General features: G+C 66.0%; 19 protein-coding genes, 1 tRNA gene and 1 pseudogene. 10 read left to right on the forward strand and 11 right to left on the reverse strand.

The genetic code is table 11. The features are described from left to right. Positions 1-2 precede the first annotated feature (2 nt). Both hutC and AC06FA_RS11880 read left to right on the forward strand, forming a co-directional pair. A complete protein-coding gene (gene hutC / locus AC06FA_RS11875) occupies positions 3-731 on the forward strand; it encodes a histidine utilization repressor (RefSeq protein ID WP_478068471.1) in 729 nt (242 codons plus the stop codon). 127 nt (positions 732-858) lie between these two features. Then, the gene (locus tag AC06FA_RS11880; protein WP_478068472.1) at positions 859-1,251 is read left to right on the forward strand and encodes a type II toxin-antitoxin system HicB family antitoxin; all 393 of its coding nucleotides are present in this window, start codon (positions 859-861) and stop codon (positions 1,249-1,251) included. Positions 1,252-1,364: 113 nt separating this feature from the next. Here AC06FA_RS11880 and AC06FA_RS11885 read toward each other — a convergent pair whose 3' ends face one another. From AC06FA_RS11885 to AC06FA_RS11895, 3 genes are all read right to left on the reverse strand, one after another. Further along, positions 1,365-2,399: a restriction endonuclease gene (locus AC06FA_RS11885; RefSeq protein WP_478068473.1), complete on the reverse strand. Its 1,035-nt coding sequence runs from the start codon at positions 2,397-2,399 to the stop codon at positions 1,365-1,367. A 236-nt stretch (positions 2,400-2,635) separates the two neighbouring features. Beyond that, entirely contained in the window at positions 2,636-3,124 is a 489-nt protein-coding gene (locus tag AC06FA_RS11890; protein WP_478068475.1) for a phasin family protein, read from the reverse strand. A gap of 80 nt (positions 3,125-3,204) precedes the next feature. After that, entirely contained in the window at positions 3,205-3,480 is a 276-nt protein-coding gene (locus AC06FA_RS11895; RefSeq protein WP_478068476.1) for a polyhydroxyalkanoic acid system family protein, read from the reverse strand. A gap of 125 nt (positions 3,481-3,605) precedes the next feature. On the opposite strand from AC06FA_RS11895, the gene AC06FA_RS11900 reads away from it, so the two are divergent. From AC06FA_RS11900 to aroA, 4 genes are all read left to right on the forward strand, one after another. Further along, positions 3,606-4,415, forward strand: coding sequence for an FHA domain-containing protein (locus tag AC06FA_RS11900; protein WP_478068477.1), 810 nt, complete (start codon positions 3,606-3,608; stop codon positions 4,413-4,415). Positions 4,416-4,719: 304 nt separating this feature from the next. Next, positions 4,720-5,805 (forward strand): 3-phosphoserine/phosphohydroxythreonine transaminase, encoded by a 1,086-nt coding sequence (gene serC, locus AC06FA_RS11905; protein WP_478068478.1) that lies wholly within the window; start codon positions 4,720-4,722, stop codon positions 5,803-5,805. A 51-nt stretch (positions 5,806-5,856) separates the two neighbouring features. Continuing rightward, complete coding sequence (gene pheA, locus AC06FA_RS11910) at positions 5,857-7,041, forward strand: prephenate dehydratase (protein ID WP_478068479.1); 1,185 nt, start codon at positions 5,857-5,859, stop codon at positions 7,039-7,041. A 72-nt stretch (positions 7,042-7,113) separates the two neighbouring features. Continuing rightward, entirely contained in the window at positions 7,114-8,421 is a 1,308-nt protein-coding gene (gene aroA, locus AC06FA_RS11915; protein WP_478068480.1) for a 3-phosphoshikimate 1-carboxyvinyltransferase, read from the forward strand. 128 nt (positions 8,422-8,549) lie between these two features. Here the strand turns inward: aroA and AC06FA_RS11920 are convergent, their stop codons facing one another. Both AC06FA_RS11920 and AC06FA_RS11925 read right to left on the reverse strand, forming a co-directional pair. Then, complete coding sequence (locus tag AC06FA_RS11920; RefSeq protein ID WP_478068481.1) at positions 8,550-9,110, reverse strand: energy transducer TonB; 561 nt, start codon at positions 9,108-9,110, stop codon at positions 8,550-8,552. Between the two features lie 118 nt (positions 9,111-9,228). Further along, the gene (locus AC06FA_RS11925; protein WP_108763435.1) at positions 9,229-9,867 is read right to left on the reverse strand and encodes an energy transducer TonB; all 639 of its coding nucleotides are present in this window, start codon (positions 9,865-9,867) and stop codon (positions 9,229-9,231) included. Positions 9,868-9,980: 113 nt separating this feature from the next. Here AC06FA_RS11925 and serS point away from each other — a divergent pair, with 113 nt between their 5' ends. After that, positions 9,981-11,261 carry a serine--tRNA ligase gene (serS, locus tag AC06FA_RS11930; RefSeq protein WP_478068483.1) on the forward strand — a complete coding sequence of 427 codons (1,281 nt, stop codon included), beginning with the start codon at positions 9,981-9,983 and terminating at the stop codon, positions 11,259-11,261. A 131-nt stretch (positions 11,262-11,392) separates the two neighbouring features. On the opposite strand, the gene AC06FA_RS11935 is transcribed toward serS, so the two are convergent. Continuing rightward, on the reverse strand, positions 11,393-11,743 hold the full coding sequence (locus AC06FA_RS11935; protein WP_478068484.1) for an SH3 domain-containing protein: 351 nt from the start codon (positions 11,741-11,743) through the stop codon (positions 11,393-11,395). 147 nt (positions 11,744-11,890) lie between these two features. Continuing rightward, positions 11,891-12,475: an FMN-dependent NADH-azoreductase gene (locus AC06FA_RS11940; protein WP_108753482.1), complete on the reverse strand. Its 585-nt coding sequence runs from the start codon at positions 12,473-12,475 to the stop codon at positions 11,891-11,893. A 124-nt stretch (positions 12,476-12,599) separates the two neighbouring features. Here AC06FA_RS11940 and AC06FA_RS11945 point away from each other — a divergent pair, with 124 nt between their 5' ends. From AC06FA_RS11945 to AC06FA_RS11955, 3 genes and pseudogenes are all read left to right on the forward strand, one after another. Beyond that, entirely contained in the window at positions 12,600-13,592 is a 993-nt protein-coding gene (locus tag AC06FA_RS11945; protein WP_079222336.1) for a LysR family transcriptional regulator, read from the forward strand. A 102-nt stretch (positions 13,593-13,694) separates the two neighbouring features. Further along, positions 13,695-13,784: transfer RNA gene (locus AC06FA_RS11950), tRNA-Ser, on the forward strand. A 129-nt stretch (positions 13,785-13,913) separates the two neighbouring features. Beyond that, positions 13,914-14,116 (forward strand): annotated as a pseudogene (locus AC06FA_RS11955) (integrase); the annotation flags it as partial. A gap of 320 nt (positions 14,117-14,436) precedes the next feature. Here the strand turns inward: AC06FA_RS11955 and AC06FA_RS11960 are convergent. The 4 genes from AC06FA_RS11960 to AC06FA_RS11975 all read right to left on the reverse strand — a co-directional run bounded on the left by AC06FA_RS11960 (position 14,437) and on the right by AC06FA_RS11975 (position 19,306). Further along, positions 14,437-14,748: a hypothetical protein gene (locus AC06FA_RS11960; protein WP_478068486.1), complete on the reverse strand. Its 312-nt coding sequence runs from the start codon at positions 14,746-14,748 to the stop codon at positions 14,437-14,439. 36 nt (positions 14,749-14,784) lie between these two features. Next, entirely contained in the window at positions 14,785-15,414 is a 630-nt protein-coding gene (locus AC06FA_RS11965; RefSeq protein ID WP_478068487.1) for a hypothetical protein, read from the reverse strand. Between the two features lie 206 nt (positions 15,415-15,620). After that, positions 15,621-16,244, reverse strand: a complete 624-nt coding sequence (locus tag AC06FA_RS11970; protein WP_478068488.1) for a hypothetical protein — start codon at positions 16,242-16,244, stop codon at positions 15,621-15,623. A 308-nt stretch (positions 16,245-16,552) separates the two neighbouring features. After that, entirely contained in the window at positions 16,553-19,306 is a 2,754-nt protein-coding gene (locus AC06FA_RS11975; protein WP_478068489.1) for a UvrD-helicase domain-containing protein, read from the reverse strand. Positions 19,307-19,459 lie beyond the last annotated feature (153 nt).

The raw sequence follows: 19,459 nt of genomic DNA on the forward strand, positions 1-19,459 counted from the left end.
CCGTGAAGGCCCGCAAGTCCGCCACGCTCAACCAGCGTATCCGCAGCGATCTGGAAAGCCGCATCCTCAGTGGAGAGTGGGCGCCGGGTTTCCGCATTCCGTACGAGCACGAGCTGATGGAGCAGTACGGCTGTTCGCGGATGACGGTGAACAAGGTGCTGACCGCGCTGGCCGAGAGCGGCATGATCGAGCGCCGGCGCCGTGCCGGTTCGTTCGTGGCCCGGCAGCCGCCGCACCTGGAACAGGTGGCGCTGGAAATTCCCGATATCGCCATGGAAGTCGGCTCGCGCGGCCACCAGTACGGCTACCGCCTGCTGCAGCGTGAACTGCGCGCGGCCGCGGCGGGCAATGTGGGCGAACAGGAGCTGGCCGGCACGGGTTCGCTGTTGGCGATGCGCTGCCTGCATCTGGCTGACGACCGACCGTTGGCGCTGGAACACCGCCTGATCAGCCCGGCGGGCGTGCCCGAAGTGCTGGAGATGGATTTCAGCACCACCGCCCCCGGCAGTTGGTTGCTGCAGAACGTGTCCTGGACCCGCGCCCAGCACCGCATCAGTGCGTGGGGCGCTGACGCCGCGTCGGCCAAGCTGCTGCAGGTGGCGCCGGGCACCGCCTGTCTGGTCATCGAGCGCCTGACCTGGCGCGGCGATCAGCCGATCACCCGGGTGCGGCAGGTGTTCCTGGGCGATGCCTGGGACCTGGTGGCCCGCTTCGCGCCGGGCGGGCGCTGAGGTACCTTCCCGGAGGGCCGAGCCGTGCCCAGCTGCGCGGGCCAGACGCGTGGCTTGTCGCGTGCTCCTCTTTCGCGAGGATGCTGGGGCTCTTACTGTGCCTCCTACACGGTTTCAGGAGGCTCCCATGCGATATCCAGTCTTGATCGAAGCCGGTGATGAACGCACAGCCTGGGGCGTGGTAGTGCCGGATCTCCCGGGCTGCTTCTCTGCCGCGGACACGCTCGATGACGCCCTGCGCTCGGCGGAAGAGGCTGCACTTGCCTGGATTGACGCCGCATTGGATGCCGGGCACTCGATTCCAACACCGTCGGCACCCCAGAAACTGGTCGCCGACGCGGCATGCGGGACGCAATGGATTCTTGCCTACATCAGCATTGATCCAGCACTGTTGGATGACACCATCGAGCGGGTGAACATCAGCCTGCCGCGAAGGATCCTGTCCAGGTTGGATGCGCAGGCCAAGGCGGCCGGGGAAACACGTTCCAGCTACATCGCCCATCTTGCTGCGTTGGCTTGACGACGGCGGGCGGCACAACCATCCACGCATGGCGTGGATCTACTGGGTGCGACCAAGCAGGGATGATCCACGCAATGCCGGGTAGATCCACGCCATGCGTGGATGGCGCACCCTCAATACGTGGCGCACTGCCGCCAGCGCACCGGCTCGTCCACGCCCGGGCGGGCGTTGAGCTGCACGCGCACGGTGCGCAGGGCGGGGTAGCGCAGCACTTCCTGGCAGACGCGCGGCCAGACCTGTTCCAGCTCGCCGGTACGGTTGATGGCCAGGGTCTGGCGGGTCAGCCAGACGCCGCTGGCAATGCCGCTCTGGCCGGCCAGAGCACGGGCCAGTTCGGCCTGGTAGCGCTCCAGCGTGGCTGCATCGGGGTTGGGGTTGCTGCGGCCGTCGTCGTTGCTGGCGCTTGCCGAAGGCGCGGCAGGCGCGCTGGCCGCGGCGGTTTCCGCGGCCGGTGACGGTGCAGGCGCCGGTGCGGCGACCGGCGCAGGTGCCGCCACCGGTGTGTTGGCGCTGGCCACAGGCGTGGGTTCGGCGGCGGCAACCGGTGCATCGGCGTGCAGCCCCTGCAGGCTCACCCCCACCAGCAGGCCCACGGTCACCGCGCCCAACGCGGAAATGGCGATGCGGCGCACGGCCTCGTGGCGCGCGCTGGCACGCACGCGGCTTTCGATATCGCCGGGCAGGTAAGGCTGCAGCAGCGGCCACAGGCGCGGGCCGTCCAGCACTTCCACGGCCTGCTTTTCGGCGGCGGCCAGGCCATCACGCTCCACCCGCCCCTCGGTGATGAGCAGGCCACCCTTGGCGCCGCCCAGCCGTGCAGCCGCGCCCAGTTCGTTCACCGCCGCCGTGCCAATGCGGTAGGCCAGGCCGTGCTTGCACCAGACCATCCAGGTGTTGGGGCCGTCGGTCAGCACGAAATCGCTGCGTGGTTCGCGCGCGTCCTCGTCGGCGTCATGCGCCTCGCGCAGGCCGCGCTGCTCGCTCAGCATGCGCTTGATCAGCGTGGAAAACTCACGCCAATGCATGCCGGCCAGGGCCTGCAGGCCCAAGCGCATTTCCGTTTGCCGCCGCTTCACCCACCACAGATAGACAACAGCCAGGGTGCAGATGAGCAGGGCCGACAGCAGGGCCAGAATCCAAGGGAGCATGCAGGTGCGAACGGAAGGAAAAATTCAGAAGCCGACAGTGTAAAGGCCACACTGGGCGATTGCGTCAGGGCGTTCCCGACAAGAAGCGTGATGCAGCGCGCAGATCAGCGCTGTGCAGACACGAAAAAACCCGCCAATCCTGAAGCCGTGAGGGGAGGGAACAAACGGCAGGCGAAGCGATTGGCGGGTTCTCGCGATTGTCAGACAAATTTTATTGCATTGCAACAATCCGCCGGTCAGGCCGCGCCGGGCCCCTGGTGGCTGCCGGGGGCGGGGGCATCCGTGCCTGATGCGGCGCGGTTTTCCAGCTTGGCCAGGCGCGCGTGCAGCGCGTCCAGGCGCGCTTCAAGCGCAGCCACATCCTGCGCGGTCGGCACATGCATGCGCTTCAGCACGCCCTGCACCTGCTCGTCGAAGGCCTTTTCCACCTTCGTCCAGGTGCCCGACGCCTTTTCGCGGGCCTCGTCCAGCGACTGCTCCACATTGTCGCGCCAGCCGGGGCCCTGTTCGTCGCTGCGTTCGCGGCGGCGCGCTTCCCACGCCTCGCCTTCCTTCACCAGGCCATCGAAGAAGCGGTTGCCTTCGGCCTGCGCGCGCCCCAGTGCACCCAGCCCGGCCAGCCAGACCTGTTGCGCGGAGTCACTCAACTTGCGCGAAAAGCGCCCGGCCTGTTCGCCGAAACTGGCGTCGTCGTCGCGGCGGTCGTCATTGTCGTAGGTGTTCATCGCGCTCCCGGGGAGGTTGGGCCTGCCCCGAGAGTAGCGCGGCGTTGCGTTGCTGGGCCGTGATGGCCCAACGCTGGGGTTCAGCCCAGCTTTTCCTTCAGCACCCGCTGGATCTCGGTTTCCACCATGCCCTTCATGGCCGACAGCAGGAAGCCCAGCTTGGCCGTGACCCGCACCGCGCCCGGCTGCAGTTCGATGGCACCGTCCACGCCGCTGCCGCTGAAGTTCAGCACGTCGGCCGCCCAGCTCGACTTCAGGCCGAAGCGTTCGGACAGCTTGGCGGCCACCTGTTCGATGGCCTCGCGCGCCTGCGCGTCGGGCAGGGAGTGGGCGTGGCGGACGTCGATGCTGGACATGCAGGCTCCTGGCGCAGGGCCGGGTTGTAGTTAGAGGGCGGCCATTGTGCGCATCGGCGGGCGCTGCGCCAAGCACTCAGGCGGGGTTCTTCTGCGTTGGCGGCCAACCTGCTAGTCTGCGCCGCGTGCAGAACCTGCTTGTTCACTTCAGTCAACACCAACAGCCCGACCAGCCGCTGCGGCCCGGGGTGCAGCGCATCGTGCGCCAGGCCAATGGCAGCGTGCGGCTGGGCGATGCCGGCAACGGCGCCCTGCTGCTGGCGCAGTTCTGCCTGGATGATCGTGGGCTGTGGCTGCAGGTCGGCAACGGCATCCGCGGCATCCACGTGAACGGTCGCCCGGTGCGGCGCATGGCGATGCTGCGCGCCGGCGATGCGGTGTATGTGGATGGCGTGGAAATGGTCCTGCAGGGCGAGGTGGAAACCCTGCTGCAGGCACCCGCGCCGACCGCGCTGGCCGATCCGGGCATCGACGAACAACGCCTGCTGCGTGGCGTGGGCGGGCTGCACCATGGGCGCGGCTTCACTCTGGCGCGGCCGCGGGTGATCGGTCGCGGCGACGATGCCGATATCGCCATCGATGAGCCGGCCTTCGCCGACCAGCATGCACGGGTGGAACTGCACGGCGAGCGCGTGCTGCTGCGCGATCTGGGCAGTGCCGAAGGCAGCCGGGTGAACGGCGTGGCCGTGCGCCACTGCTGGCTGCAGGCCGGTGACCAGCTGGTGTTCGACGGCCAGCATCGCTTCGTGTTGGAAGTCCCGCACGACCCGCGCCGACGCCCGGCACCCAGCCCGGAAGACGAGGCGGCAGACAGCGAACAGGCGCCGGTGGTCCCGGCAACCCCGCGTCACGTGCGCCGCTGGCCGTGGCTGCTGGTCAGTGCCCTGCTGCTGGCCGGCGTGCTCAGCCTGTTGCTCTGGTTCGGCGCGCGCTGAACCCATTCCGCCGGGCATGGCCCGGCGCTACCGCCCGACCCAACCCGCTCCGGTAGGTGCCAACCTTGGTTGGCACGATGCCCCCGGTCGCATGACGCCCTGACCGCTTTGGTAGGTGCCAACCTTGGTTGGCACGATGCCCCCGGCCGCATGACGCCCAACCCGCTTTGGCAGGTGCCAACCTTGGGTGGCACATTGCGCTCGCCGGCAATTGGATACGAATGCAACCAAATTTCCCTTGCGCGACAAGGCCGCAAGGCTGGTGCGCTGCGGCATACTAGGGGTCTTGCCCCACAGGTGTGACATGACGCGCGCGTTCAACTTCAGTGCCGGCCCTGCAACCTTGCCGGAATCGGTCCTGCGCCAGGCGCAGGCGGAAATGCTGGACTGGCACGGTGCCGGCGCCTCGATCGTGGAAATGAGCCATCGCGGCCCGGAATTCATGTCCGTGGCCGCCGAGGCCGAGGCCGACCTGCGCCGCCTGCTCGATATCCCCGACGACTACGCGGTGCTGTTCCTGCCCGGTGGTGCCACCACCCAGCAGGCGCTCATCCCGCTCAACTTCGCCAAGGCCGGCCAGCGTGCCGACTATGTCGTAAGTGGCCATTGGGGAAAGACGGCGGTCAAACAGGCCGGCCCCTATGTGGATGTGAACATCGCCGCCAGCAGCGAAGCCAACGGCTATCGCGAACTGCCTGCGCGCGAGGGCTGGCAGCTCTCGGCCGATGCGGCCTACGTGCACATCACTGCCAACGAGACCATCCACGGCGTCGAATTCCGTGATGTGCCCGATACCGGCACGGTGCCGCTGGTGGCCGATTTCAGCTCGTCCATCGCCAGCGAACCGCTGGATGTGCGCCGCTACGGCATCATCTACGCCGGCGCGCAGAAGAACCTGGGCCCGGTCGGCATCGCCGTGATGATCATCCGCCGCGACCTGCTGGAGCGCGCCGGCCAACCGCGTGCAGACATCTTCGATTACCGCTCGCACGTGGCCCGCGATTCCATGCTCAACACTCCGCCCACCTGGAACTGGTACCTGGCCGGCCTGGTGTTCAAGTGGATGCTGGCCGAAGGTGGCGTGGTCGAGTTCGCCAAGCGCAATGCGGCCAAGGCCGCGCTGGTGTACGGCGCCATCGATGCCTCCGGCGGCTTCTATCGCAATGAAGTGGCACCCTCGGCGCGCTCGCGGATGAACATTCCGTTCTTCCTGCCCAGCGCCGATCTGGACGCGCGCTTCGTGGCCGAAGCCAAGGCCGCTGGCCTGCTGGCGCTGAAGGGCCACAAGGTGGTGGGCGGCATCCGCGCCTCGCTGTACAACGCCATGCCGCTGGCCGGGGCCGAGGCGCTGGTCGCCTTCATGGCCGATTTCCAGCAGCGTCACGGTTGAGCATTGAACGGTGCGCACCGCCCGGTGCGCGCCCTGCAACAAGGAACTCCAATGGCAAGCAAACCCGCCAAGAAGGCGCCCGCCAAGGCTGAAAAGTCCAAGGCCGACGCCGCGCCCAAGGGCAAGAAGACCGCCACCGCGGCCCCCACGCTGGCACCGCTGGCGCTGGCCGATGTGCGCGCCAAGATCGACCAGATCGACCGCGACATCCAGGGCCTGATCGCCGAACGCGCGCAGTTTGCCCACCAGGTGGGCAAGGCCAAAGGCAAGCTGGCCGCCGCCGTCGATTACTACCGCCCCGAGCGCGAAGCCCAGGTGCTGCGCATGGTGGTGGACCGCAACGAAGGGCCGCTCAGCGACGAGCTGCTGGTGCACGTCTTCCGCGAAATCATGTCCGCCTGCCTGGCCCAGCAGGAACCGCTGAAGATCGGTTACCTCGGCCCGGAAGGCACCTTCAGCCAGCAGGCCGTGCTCAAGCACTTCGGTCGCTCGGCGCTGGGCCTGCCGATGGCCAGCATCGAAGAAGTGTTCCAGGAAGTGGAAGCGGGCAACGCCGATTTCGGTGTGGTGCCGGTGGAAAATTCGGGGCAGGGCACCATCCAGATCACTCTGGATATGTTCCTGACCTCCAACCTGAAGATCTGCGGCGAAGTGGAACTGCGCGTGCATCAGTACCTGATGTCGCGCAGCGGCCGCATCGAGGATGTCGAGCGTGTCTACGGCCACCCGCAGTCTTTCATGCAGACCTCGGCATGGATGCGCGCCAACCTGCCCAAGGCCGAGAAGATTCCGGTGTCCAGCAACGCCGAGGGCGCGCGTCGTGCACGCAATGCCGACGATGCCGCGGCCATCGGGGGCGAGAGCGCCGGCCACGTGTACGGCCTGAAGAAGGTCGTCACCAAGCCGATCCAGAACGATGCCGACAACACCACCCGTTTCCTGGTGGTGGGCCGCAACATCTTCCCCACCTCCGGCCACGACCGCACCTCGGTGCTGGTGTTCATCCATGACAAGCCTGGCGCGCTGTTCGATGTGCTCAGCCCGTTCGCCCGCCACGGCATCAGCATGAACCGCATCGAGTCGCGCCCGTCGCACCACGGCAAGTGGGAATACGGCTTCTTCATCGATCTGGCCGGCCATATCGACGACGCCCCCATGCAGGCCGCGCTGGCCGAACTGGAAGCGCACTCGGCTCAGATCAAGGTGCTGGGTTCCTACCCGGTGGCCGTGCCCTGATGGCTGCTGCGGCCATGTGCCGCGTCTCTTGAAGCACCGCCGGCCCGCCGGCGTCTACGGAACAATCGAACGATGAGCAACGCGCAACACTGGATTGCCCGCAAGGGCCAGCCCCTGCAGGGCAGCCTGACCATTCCCGGCGACAAGTCGGTGTCGCACCGTTCGGTGATGTTCGCCGCGCTGGCCGATGGCACCTCGCAGATCGACGGCTTCCTGGAAGGCGAAGACACCCGCGCCACCGCGCGCATCTTCAGCCAGCTGGGCGTGCGTATCGAAACCCCCAGCGCTTCGCAGCGCATCGTGCATGGCGTCGGCATCGACGGCCTGCAGGCGCCCAGCGCGCCGCTGGACTGCGGCAACGCCGGCACCGGCATGCGCCTGCTGGCCGGTCTGCTGGCCGGCCAAGCGTTCGACTGCACGCTGGTGGGTGATGAATCGCTGTCGGGCCGTCCGATGCGCCGGGTCACCGGTCCGCTGTCGCAGATGGGCGCGAAGATCGACACGCAGGACGATGGCACCCCGCCGCTGCACGTGCACGGTGGGCAGGCGCTGCACGGCATCGACTTCGCCTCGCCAGTAGCCAGCGCGCAGGTCAAGTCGGCGGTCCTGCTGGCCGGCCTGTATGCGCAGGGCGAAACAAGCGTGGTTGAACCGCACCCGACCCGCGACTACACCGAGCGCATGCTGTCGGCATTTGGCGTGGACATTGAATTCTCGCCGGGCAAGGCCCGCCTGCGCGGCGGCCAGCGCCTGCGCGCTACCGACATCGTGGTGCCGGCCGACTTTTCCTCGGCGGCGTTCTTCCTGGTGGCCGCCAGCATCATTCCTGGCTCGCATATCCGCCTGAAGCAGGTGGGCCTGAACCCGCGCCGTACTGGCCTGCTGCACGCACTGCGGCTGATGGGCGCGGACATCACCGAAGAAAACCCGGCCGAGCAGGGCGGGGAAGCGGTGGCCGATCTGGTGGTGCGCCATGCCCCGCTGAAGGGCGCGCGCATTCCCGAGGCACTGGTGCCGGACATGATCGATGAGTTCCCGGCGCTGTTCGTTGCCGCGGCGGCCGCCGAAGGCCAGACCGTGGTAACCGGAGCGGCCGAACTGCGGGTGAAGGAATCGGACCGTCTGGCCGCCATGGCCACCGGCCTGCGCGCGCTGGGCATGCAGGTGGATGAGACCGAAGACGGCGCCACCCTGCACGGCGGCGTGACCCTGGGCAGCGGCACCATCGAAAGCCACGGCGACCATCGCATTGCCATGGCGTTTGCCATTGCCGGGCAGATCAGCAGCGGCGAAGTGCGCATCAACGACATCGCCAATGTCGCGACCTCGTTCCCGGATTTCGACGGCCTGGCCCGCAGCGCAGGCTTCAACCTGGCCTGACCGCCTTTGTAGAGTCGAGCCATGCTCGACTGCTGTACACCGTCAGTCGAGCATGGCTCGACTCTACAGGGCATCAAAAAAAGGCGGAGGCCGAAGCCTCCGCCACATCACGAACCCCTCGTCCGCGATCAACGCTGTTCGGTACGGAAATCCACCGGCACCCGCACCACGCTGGCCACCGCACGACCCTCCTGCATGGCCGGCTGGAACTTCCAGCCCTGCACGGTATTGATCACCGCGCGGTCCAGATCGCGGCTGCGCTCGCCGCTGCGCGACACGATGCTGGCCTGGGTCACATTGCCGCGGGTATCCACGTTCAGGCTGGCCACCACGCTGCCCTGCACGCCGCTACGCAGCGCCGCAGCGGGGTAGGTCGGCTTGGCATTGCTGGCCAGCGGGCGCGCCTCACGGTTGCTCACGGCCGGAGCGCTGCGTCGGCTGCTGTTGGCCGGTGCCGCCGTTCGGGCCGCCGGCGCCGTAGTGGCGACCGGGGTCTCGGTGGCCGGCAGCATGCGCTCGCCCACCGGGGCCGGCGCCACGTCTTCCTGGTTGGCAAAGCGCAGCCAGACGAAGGCCGCGGCAAACATCGCCACAATCAGCGCCATCCACAGCCACGGCGAAGTCGGCCGGTGCGGCACGTCCTGCTGCAGCTGGGGCGAATGAAGGTTTTCGTGGGTAGTAGCCGTCATTGCTTGCTCCTCGCGTCTGTAACGACGCCCCGAGTCTGGACCGGGCAGCAGTGGCAATGTGTCAGCGTTGCGTCAACGCAACCGGCAGGGTTCAGGTTGCCTGCCGGGCAGCGTTCAGTTACTGCGGCTTGAAGTCGAACGGTACTTCAATGCTGCCCGGCACGGCCTGGCCGTTGCTCTGCGCCGGGGTGAAACGCCAGCGGCGCACGGCGTCGGTGGCGGCGCGGTCGAGGTCACGCGAACCGCTGCGCTGGATGACCGTCACGTTGTTCGGATAGCCGGTGGCGTCCACATCCACCCGCACCACCACGCTGCCTGCTTCGCCACGGCGCAGGGCGGCCGGCGGATAGCTGGGCGCGGGTGACTGCTCGGCAATCGGCATCGGCTGCGAGGTTGCTGCAGCCGGCGCGGCCGTACCGGGGGCCGGCGCGGCCGGGTCCACTGCCGCGGGCGGCGGCGGGGCGGTTTCCACCAGCTTCGGCGCCTCGTCCTCGGGCAGCGGCGCCGGCTTGGCATCGGGCATGTCGCTGGAGCCCGCGGCGGCCGGCAACGGCTCGGGCAGCGGCTCGATCTGCGCCGTTTCCTGCGGGGTGGCCGTGGCCGGGTCGGCGCGGAAGAATTCCTTGTCGCGGCCGGTCAGCCAGACCACCACGAACAGCGCAATGCCCACGCCGAAGGCGATGCCGGCGATCTTCAGGGCGTTGCGCGGAATGTGCACAGTGAACGACTTGGCAGAGGACGAGCGGGGTGCAGACATGGACCAGACCAGCGTGGGATACCCCGATTCTGCCATGCCCGGAATGAACCGGGCGGCAGAAATCCGTATAACAGGCGATAATCCCGTCCCTGTTACCCACCACGACACCTGCCATGCTTGATCCAGCCCTGCTCCGCCACCAGCCCGCCGACCTCGCCGAACGCCTGCGCACCAGCCGCGGCTTCGAGCTCGACGTGTCTGCCCTGGAGTCCCTGGAGGCCGATCGCAAGCGTATCCAGGTGCGTACCCAAGAACTGCAGAGCCTGCGCAACAGCCGTTCCAAGGCCATCGGCCAGGCCAAGGCCAAGGGCGAGGACGTCTCGGCCATCATGGCCGAAGTGGCCGCGTTCGCCGACGAGCTGAAGGCCTCGGAAGTGGCGCTGGACGCGCTGCGCGAAAAGATCGAAACCATCGCCGCCGGCATTCCCAACCTGCCGGCTGACGATGTGCCGGCCGGTGCCGACGAGAACGACAACGTGGAACAGGCGCGCTGGGGCACCCCGCGCAGCTTCGATTTCCCGGTGCTGGACCACGTTGAGCTGGGCGCACGCAACGCCGGCCTGGACGCCGAAACCGCCGCCAAGCTGTCCGGCTCGCGCTTCACCGTGCTGCGCGGCCAGGTGGCCCGCCTGCACCGCGCCCTGGCCCAGTTCATGCTGGACCTGCACGCCGGTGAACACGGCTACGAAGAAACCAACGTGCCGCTGCTGGTAAACGCCGATTCGCTGCGCGGCACCGGCCAGCTGCCGAAGTTCGAGGACGACCTGTTCAAGACCGCCGTGGGCGATTCCACGCGCTACCTGATCCCGACCTCGGAAGTGCCGCTGACCAACCTGGTGCGCGACGAGATTGTCGACGCCGAGCGCCTGCCGCTGCGCGTGACGGCCCATTCCATGTGCTTCCGCGCCGAAGCCGGCAGCGGTGGCCGCGACGTGCGCGGCATGATCCGCCAGCACCAGTTCGAGAAGGTGGAACTGGTGTCGATCTGCCGCCCGGAAGACAGCGACGCCGAGCACCAGCGCATGACCCGTTGTGCCGAAGTGGTGCTGGAAAAGCTGGGCCTGCCGTACCGCAAGGTGCTGCTGTGCACCGGTGACATGGGCTTCTCGGCCATCAAGACCTACGACCTGGAAGTCTGGCTGCCGTCGCAGAACACCTATCGCGAGATCAGCTCGTGCTCCAACACCGGTGATTTCCAGGCCCGCCGCATGCAGGCCCGCTGGCGCAACCCGGCCACCGGCAAGCCGGAGCTGGTGCACACCCTGAACGGCTCGGGCGTGGCCGTCGGCCGCGCCATGATCGCGGTGATGGAGAACTACCAGAACGCCGACGGCACCATCACCGTGCCGGACGTGCTGCGCCCGTACATGGGCGGTATCGAAACCATCGGCTGAACCCGCTGGGGTGGGTGCCATGCTTGCATGGCACTGCTTCAGCCTTGGTAGGTGCCATGCTTGCATGGCACCGCATCCACGCAGGGCGTGGATCTACTGCATCCACGCCCTGCATGGATGAACCCCCGCGATCACCCCACCACCCGCACCTTCTCCAACGGCACCCACCCGGGCTCGCCGTCTTCCGGCACACACCACGCCCATCCATTCAGCGTGCGCAGCCCTCGCAATCGCTGGCCCGGGTCCACATCCAGCTCCCGCGCGCAGTAATCCTGCGTGGCAAATGCGCCACCGTGCGCATCGCGCCCGATCACCGGTGCCGGCACGAACCCGGGCTGCTGCCCCTCGGCCTGGCATAGAAACCAGTCTTCCCAGCCCTCAGGGCCCTCATAACGTTCACCCACCACCAGCGCCTGCCCACGGCGCAGGGTGATCGGCTGCGGAAATTCGCTGCGGTGCGCAGTCGTCACGATGTAATCCATGCCCCCAGCCTACCGGCCGCACGCAACAAAAAACGGCCCCGCAATGCGGAGCCGTCAGGGTGGGCCGGGATGGGGGAGGGGCTCCCGGCCCGCAATCAGCGCCCCCGACGAGGAGGGGGGAGGGCGCCGATCGCTGGAACGCAGGCCTCAGGCGGCCACTTCTTCCGCAGCGTGCGACGGCAGGGCCGACAGCGCGCCGGCAATGGCGTCTTCACGGTGCTTGGGCGAGTAGGCAATGCCCTCGGCGCGCACGAACTCCACGTTGTCGATGCCCATGAACGCGAACACCTGGCGCAGGAAGGGCTCCTGGAAGTCGGCCGGCGAATCGGTGTAGATGCCACCGCGGGCGCTCACCACGATCACGCGCTTGCCACCGGCCAGACCCACCGGGCCGTTCTCGGTGTACTTGAAGGTGCGGCCGGCCACGGCCACGCGGTCAATCCAGGCCTTCAGCGTGGACGGAATGCTGAAGTTGTACATCGGCGCGCCGATGACAAGGATGTCGGCAGCCAGGAACTGCTGCATCACCTGTTCAGCATCGGCCGCTTCGGCGGCATCGGCGCCGGCCAGCGAACCGCTGCGCAGATGGGGTACCGGGTTGGCGTCCAGATCGCGATAATCGACCTGCAGGCCGTCGATCTGGTCCTTGAACTGGGCGACCACCGCCGCAGTCAGCTGGCGCGAGACGGAGTTGTCGCCAAGCACGCTGGCGTCGAGATGCAGAAGCTTCATGGCAGTCACCTATGTTCGGGAAGGAGGGGCGGGTTCGCCGCCGACGGAGAGAACGATAGGTTGTTGCATGGGCGGGATAAAGGTGGTTCAATGCCACGAATTGTTCTAGATATGGAACTCGGGTATGCATGACCTGAATGACCTGTACTACTTCGCCATGGTCGTGGACCACGGCGGTTTCGCCGCCGCCGAGCGCGCCCTGGGTATCCCCAAATCGCGCCTGAGCCGCCGTATCAGCCAGCTGGAAACCGACCTGGGCGTGCGCCTGCTGCAGCGTTCCACGCGCCGCTTCGCCGTCACCGACGTCGGCACCAGCGTGCACCGCCATGCGCAGACCATGCTGGCCGAGGCCCAGGCCGCGCGCGAAGTGGTAGACCGCCTGAGTGCCGAGCCGCGCGGCGTGGTGCGCGCCAGCGTGCCGGTGTCGCTGGCGCAGATGCAGCTGCCCAAGCTGCTGCCCAAGTTCCTGGAGCAGTACCCGAAGGTGCGCCTGCAGTTGAACATCAGCAACCGCCGCGTGGACATCATCAATGAAGGCTACGACGTGGCCCTGCGCGTGCGTTCGCGCCTGGACGACGACGGCAGCCTGGTCATGCGCAGCTTCGGTCAGGTGCAGGAACTGCTGGTGGCCAGCCCGAAGTACCTGGACCGCGCCGGCCGTCCGAAGGACCCGGAAGAGCTGACCCAGCATGTCACCCTCAGCATCAGCGAAGACGAGGCGCGCCAGCGCTGGGAACTGCATGGCCCGGAAGGCGAAGTGCGCCGGGTGGACCTGCAGCCGCGCGTGGCCGGCTTCGACTTCCCGCTGCTGCAGAGCATGGTGAAGGACGGTTTCGGCATCACCATGCTGCCGGAAACCGTGTGCGCCGAAGCCGTGCGCAACGGTGAGCTGGAAGTGGTGCTGCCGGACTGGTCGCTGCCGCAGGGCGTGTGCCATGCCGTGTTTGCCTCGCGCCGCGGTCTGCTGCCGGCAGTACGCGTGTTCATCGACTTCCTGGCCGAACACCTGCCGCCGCAGCTGGAGGCCTCACGCCTGGACTGTGGTGGCGCGTGCGAGAAGGCCAAGGAGAAGATCAAGGCCAGCGCTCTGGGCGCTTTGGCCGTGGATGCGGGCTGAGCCCTGCCGATAGCGCCGGGTCACGCCCGGCGTTACGCCGGTCTTGGGCAAATCGCCCGGCCGTGCGAGAATGCGTGCCCGGCTAGCAGGCTGGGCCGATACGGAGAGATGGCCGAGCGGTTTAAGGCACCGGTCTTGAAAACCGGCGAAGGGTTAAACCTTCCGTGGGTTCGAATCCCACTCTCTCCGCCAATCATGTCTACTGCATTGATTCCTTGTGGGAATTCTTGATGCGCCCTGATTGGGAGGCGGATAGCATGCAGAGGCGACAATCGCATGCGCATCCCTCACCCTTTGAGTCGGTCCGAAACCGGGCGCTAGCTCGCGTTGGGAAAGGCGCGCGACGCGTTCCTGGCGACGCTCAAGCCCTCAACCCTCCCCAAGACCTACACGATCAAAAAGACCGCGATCGAGGCATTTGTGGCGTTCTTGGGGCCAACGGCCAAGGTCCACGCGATCACGCGCTCGCACTTGGCCCGCTTGTATCGGGACATGCGGGCGAAGGGGACTCCACGCCAACCCTGATGTTCGGTGACAAGATCCGAAGAGTGCTAGGACATTTTCATGACTGACTCAAAAAATAAGCTTCTGCCGCTAGCTTGCGGTATGAGATGGCCCGGTGGGTCCTACATCGAGGTGGCGAGGCTAGCCATCACGGATTCCCATCTGAAGGACTACTTTGGCCGCGATCTGATCATCGGGGATGAACCCGGTCTGGGCCCTTGGCGATCGATCGGAATGCTGAGTGCGTCCGGTGCCACTGCGGAGTTGATTTCCTATGACGCGGAGCAGGGGCAGGGGTTCACGCTGAGGATTGACGCTACTTCGGATCCTTGCAGCGTTTTCAACGAGGTTGTGGCTGAGCTTGTGCCGGGCACGGGCGGCGTCCTATGGCGAAGCCCGCTGATTTCGTCAGCGCGAGGGCATCGTCGAGTTGCGGATTGATCCTGGCGGCAACCATCGCCGCGTCGACCCCTCCATCCAGCATTGGCTGGCGATCAAATTCGGTGCCGCGATGGGCGATAATGACTTCGTTCGTTGCCAAGCTGCGATAGATGGTGCCCTGATATCCAGTTATTGAGTCGCTTCTAGCCAAAACCTCGTACTTGACGCCCGCAACGGTGATCACGTTGTCGTCTGAAGGGGGGGGGCTCATACGTGCTGTTTGAGAGTGCCGCGGCCGTTATAGGGTTCATCGAATTTCTCCTTCATCCTTTCTGGAAATATCGATAGGGAAGTACTTTGATTGCTCAGTCGGGGGGAGGTCCTGGAAGAGGTTGTCGGGCCATATGCTCGCTCGCTCAGGTATCTGTCCTGGGATCAGCGGTTCAAGGGCCCTTTCAACGTATGTAGTAGAGCGTCCCTCATCTTCGATCTCTGGAAAGAAGGCGGGAACAGATGCCCTGATTGGGCGACCGCCAACATCGAGCGTGAACGATGCTTGCACAGAACGTGGCGTCCAGTTACATGGGCCACGGCCATAGTAGTCGGCGACCTCCATTCCATCCTTGAACACGGTGGCAGTGAAATCAGTCTTGCTGATGCGTTGCACTGGGAACTCCACAGACCGGCGTCGCGGCGCGTACTGCACCCCCTCGTAGTTTTCGATCGGCGGGAGACAGAGCGGGTCTATCTCGTAGGAGACAACGACCTTGGGAACAGGGACGTCCACCGGCGCATCGTGTACCCGGATGACGATCGCCAGTGCATCCTTGGGTGCGGGATTCTCGCGGTAGACCGGGTACGAACGGTCCTTGTTGCAGCCTGGGACGGCAACTGTGATCAACATGACACGAGGGAGGGTCAGGAACGATGTCAGCATGTTCGGTCCATGTCGCTGATTGAGCTGCTGTTGGGTGGCGCCAGTACAGGCTCACTACAGAACATGGGTTTCAGGGCGTGAGGCAGTTGGCCGGATTACCAGATCGTTGATCAGCTGGACGAAGAGTTCGGCTACGGAGAATGGACTCGGAAACGGCCCTCGGTGCGATTGCGGCAATTCGCGTTATGTCGTCTGGATGGTCCATCCTAGAGCCTTGTCGAGATATCTATCGCGAAGTACTTGGAGTGATCGTCGAGCGGGCGCTTATCAAACATGGTCTGGGACAAGGTCCAGGCCCGTTCAGGTTTTTGGCCGGGAATCAAAGGTGTTAGAGCCTTCTCCACGTATGTAGTTGAGCTGCCCTCATCTTTGATTCTCTGGAAATCGGCGCCAACGGTCGCGTCGATTTCGCGGCCATCCATGACCATTGGAAATGAAGCTTGCACCATGTTGGGCGTCCAGTTGCACGGACCGCGGCCGTAGTAGTCAGCTACGGCCATCCCGTCTTTGAACGCTTTACTGGTGAATTCGGTTGAACTGATGCGTTCCACCTGCAATTGAACAGAATGCCATTTGGGCTCGTAATTGACGCCCTCGTAGTTATTGATCGGCGGCAGGCAACCCGGGTCAATCTCGTACAAGACGGTTACCTTGGGGGTTGGGACGTCCACCGGCGCATCGTGTACCCGGATAACGATCGCCAGTGCATCCTCGGGTGCGGGATTCTCGCGATAGACCGGGTACGAACGGTCCTTGTTGCAGCCTGGGACGGCAACTGTGATCAACATGATCAACATGACACGAGGGAGGGTCAGGAACGATGTCAGCATGTTCGGTCCATGTCGCTGATTGGGGTGCTACTGGGCGGCGCAAGTACAGGCTTACTACAAGACATGGCTCTCAGGGCGTGACGAAGTTGGCTGTATCGCTCAGATCCTGGAACAGCTGGGCAAAGAGTGTTGCCCAGAAAGACGAAGCCCCGAAGGGGTTCTCGGGCCAATGCGACATTTCGCGACCCGTGGCTGCCGGCTCCCGTCCCCTCTGTACCTGCGGGCGCGCGACACGCAGTCTGCCCAGTCTCCACGGCCTTGGCCCCGCATGCCTCCGCAACGGCGCGCTGGGGCCGAGTGCCTTTCTCCTACCCCCGACGCCCACCCTTCGGCTTGTTATGGCACAACGGGTAACTGGAACACGACCGGAACGCCCCATGCGGCCCATTCCTTTCCACGAACACGCCCACCTTGCACACCGGGCAGCGTTCCTCATTGATCGCCACACCCGACAGGCTCGTAACTTCCACCACGCCATCCTCCACCAGCTCATCCAGGAACGGCGAGCGCTTGCCCTGCAGCGTGAACATCGCAACACTCCGCCGCGCACGCGTCAGCGCTACATAGAACAGCCGCCGTTCTTCACCCAGCGGGAAGGTATCGCCTTCGGGCATCGCCAGCGAAAGCACCGGGTCATCCGCTCGCAGGCTGGGGAAACCGCGGTTCACCATTCCCGGCAGAATCACATAGTCGGCCTCGCGCCCCTTTGAACGGTGCGCGGTCAGGAACTCGACGTCCATCGTGCTGCCAAACGCCGTCTTCCAATCAGCCGGCAGTGCGCTGCGCTCATTCCGGTAGCGGCCCAGAATGAACACCGTCACGCGCCCGCTGCGGCCGCGAGGCACCGCGCCGGACAGGAGTTCCTGATGCAGCGTCGCCAGATACTGGCGAACGCCATCCTGCACTTCTTCGCGCCGGGTCATCTGGAATGCCTGCAGCACCGGTCCAACAGGCGCGGTCGCAGAACGCACCGCCTTGGCAATCTGCGCCGGGTTGCGGCTGATGAAGCGGCTGGAGATATCGCACAGCTCCTGCGGGCAGCGGAAGGTCTGCTCCAGTTTCAGTACCTGGCCATGCCCCATCCATTCGCGGAAACCGGTCATTACCGAAACATCGGCACCGGCGAACCGGTTGATCGACTGCCAGTCGTCGCCCACCGCAAACAGATAACGGCCCGGGCGGTTGACCAGGGCGCGGCACAGTCGGGCGCGGGCGCGCGAGGCGTCCTGGAATTCGTCGGCCATCACCAGTTCGTAGGGCGATTCATAATGGCCCTTTTCCAGCAGTCCGGCGGCCATGTTCAACATGTCCTCGAAATCGATGCTGCGTTCGTCGGCCAGCGCGTCATCCCACGCCTGGAACACGGGCCCGGCGATTTCCAGGAAGCGCCGGTAGCGTTCCTTGAACTGGTCTTCGGGCATCTGTCGCAGGCGCTCGGCCATGTCTTCCAGGCTCAGGCAGTTGCTCTTGGCATGGGCAATGAAGGTGCGCATCAGCCCGATCAGATCCGCATCGGGCATGGGCTTGGCGCCGGCGTCGGGCAGCTCGCGATCCGGGTTGGGGTCCAGTTCGATGCGCGATTCGCCCAGCCGTTCCGACAGATGGTGCAGGGCCTCGCCGCTGCGCAGCCCGAACGAGGTGGTCTCGACCAGCGCGGTCCCGCGTGCGGCATGCTGCTCGCGCTTCCAGCGCACGCCCTCGGCGTAGTGGGCGAACTGCGGCGGCGGCTGGCCGTCGGCATCCAGCGCGAAGTGCTCGTGGTACAGCGCGGCGTCCGGGTAATAGAAGTCCGGGCGGTATTGGCGATGGGTATCGGTGGCGGTGTCGAATTCGTAGCGCCGCTCGTAGTCGTAGGCCACGCCGTTGTAGAACAGCCAATCGGCAATCACGCACTCTTCCAGGCTCTTCACCCGCTCGCCCTGCAGGGTGCGGATATACGGCGTGCCATCGCGGTCGTAGCCATCGGCCAGCATCTGCGCGCCCAGCGGCGGCAGGTCGCGCCCGAATACCAGCCGGAACATGTCCCACTGGGTGCGGAAGTGTGCCGAGCGGTCCTTCAGGTCGTCCACCAGCTCGGCCAGCTTGGTGAAGCCCAGCGTTGCATCGATGGCCCATGCGGGAATGTCGGGCTTGCGTCCGGTCGCCTTGGCGATGATCGACAGGCCCAGTGCGTGGAAGGTGCGCGCCTCCACCACGGTATCGCCCATGCCCAGCCGGTCGAAAGAGCGCTGCGCGCGTTCTTCCAGTTCCTTGGCCGCATCCTTGTTGAAGGCCAGCATCACGATGCGCTCGGGCGCCACAAAGCCACGGTCGATGGCATAGGCGGCCTTGGCCACCATCGTCGAGGTCTTGCCCGAGCCGGCTGCGGCGACCACCTGCACACGGTTGTCGAAGCAGATGACCGCGCGGGCCTGTTCTTCGGTCAGCGGCTTGCTCTCCACCCGGTGCAGGAAGCTGCGGGCCAGCACCAGCTCGCGCGTTGCCATGGTTGCGTTGGCCTCGGCCCAGACGGATGGCCAATCCAGTTCCCAGTCGTGCAGGGCATCGAGCGCGGCACGGTGGCTGGGCGCGTGCAGGTCCTCGTGCACGGCATCATCGAGGAACAGCCGCCGCAGCTCGTAAGGCGACACAGGCAGGGCGGGACGCTCGGTCAGCAGCGTCTGTTGCTGTTCGTGGCTGATCCAGCGGCGGCCGGCGCTGCCGCGGTCGGTCAGCGCATCTGCCTCAGCCAGCCAAGACTGGATCCGCGCCAGGATGTCTGCAAACAGCGCCTTGCGCCCACGGGTCGTGCAGGTGAACAGGACCTGCTGTACGGCTGACGCAAGCTGGGACGCCTGGCGGTTGGGCAGGCCATCGACGGACAGCGTTTCGCCGTCTTCGGTCTGGAGCGCAACCTTGGCCCAGAACAGGCCGGGAAGGACCCGCACCCGCTCGTCGCCATCCACGCGCTGTCGGTACTGCCGGCCCCCAATCAGAAGCTCGACATGCTCGCCATCCACCCGCAGTCGCCAGTCCGGCGAGCGGGTCACGCGTTGGCCCCAGCCCGAGGGGCGCCATTCCATAGACATCCAGATACTGCCTTGCGTACGTCACTGGGCGTGAAGCGCCCTTACAGCTCCATGATAAGGGGGCTTGATGCGGCGTGTGGCTGTTGCCGCGCGGTCAAAGTGGGTTAGCCTGTCGCCAGGCCGTAGCGGATGGCTGCGACCACTCCA

The sequence above is a fragment of the Stenotrophomonas sp. Steno-C17 genome (assembly GCF_056393165.1).

Coding starts and splice junctions, on each gene's coding strand:
- AC06FA_RS11880 (WP_478068472.1), top strand. CDS start 859: ATGCGATATCCAGTCTTGATCGAAGCCGGTGATGAACGCACAGCCTGG.
- AC06FA_RS11885 (WP_478068473.1), bottom strand. CDS start 2,399: ATGCTCCCTTGGATTCTGGCCCTGCTGTCGGCCCTGCTCATCTGCACC.
- AC06FA_RS11890 (WP_478068475.1), bottom strand. CDS start 3,124: ATGAACACCTACGACAATGACGACCGCCGCGACGACGACGCCAGTTTC.
- AC06FA_RS11895 (WP_478068476.1), bottom strand. CDS start 3,480: ATGTCCAGCATCGACGTCCGCCACGCCCACTCCCTGCCCGACGCGCAG.
- serC (WP_478068478.1), top strand. CDS start 4,720: ATGACGCGCGCGTTCAACTTCAGTGCCGGCCCTGCAACCTTGCCGGAA.
- pheA (WP_478068479.1), top strand. CDS start 5,857: ATGGCAAGCAAACCCGCCAAGAAGGCGCCCGCCAAGGCTGAAAAGTCC.
- aroA (WP_478068480.1), top strand. CDS start 7,114: ATGAGCAACGCGCAACACTGGATTGCCCGCAAGGGCCAGCCCCTGCAG.
- AC06FA_RS11920 (WP_478068481.1), bottom strand. CDS start 9,110: ATGACGGCTACTACCCACGAAAACCTTCATTCGCCCCAGCTGCAGCAG.
- AC06FA_RS11925 (WP_108763435.1), bottom strand. CDS start 9,867: ATGTCTGCACCCCGCTCGTCCTCTGCCAAGTCGTTCACTGTGCACATT.
- serS (WP_478068483.1), top strand. CDS start 9,981: ATGCTTGATCCAGCCCTGCTCCGCCACCAGCCCGCCGACCTCGCCGAA.
- AC06FA_RS11935 (WP_478068484.1), bottom strand. CDS start 11,743: ATGGATTACATCGTGACGACTGCGCACCGCAGCGAATTTCCGCAGCCG.
- AC06FA_RS11940 (WP_108753482.1), bottom strand. CDS start 12,475: ATGAAGCTTCTGCATCTCGACGCCAGCGTGCTTGGCGACAACTCCGTC.
- AC06FA_RS11945 (WP_079222336.1), top strand. CDS start 12,600: ATGCATGACCTGAATGACCTGTACTACTTCGCCATGGTCGTGGACCAC.
- AC06FA_RS11960 (WP_478068486.1), bottom strand. CDS start 14,748: ATGAGCCCCCCCCCTTCAGACGACAACGTGATCACCGTTGCGGGCGTC.
- AC06FA_RS11965 (WP_478068487.1), bottom strand. CDS start 15,414: ATGCTGACATCGTTCCTGACCCTCCCTCGTGTCATGTTGATCACAGTT.
- AC06FA_RS11970 (WP_478068488.1), bottom strand. CDS start 16,244: ATGCTGACATCGTTCCTGACCCTCCCTCGTGTCATGTTGATCATGTTG.
- AC06FA_RS11975 (WP_478068489.1), bottom strand. CDS start 19,306: ATGGAATGGCGCCCCTCGGGCTGGGGCCAACGCGTGACCCGCTCGCCG.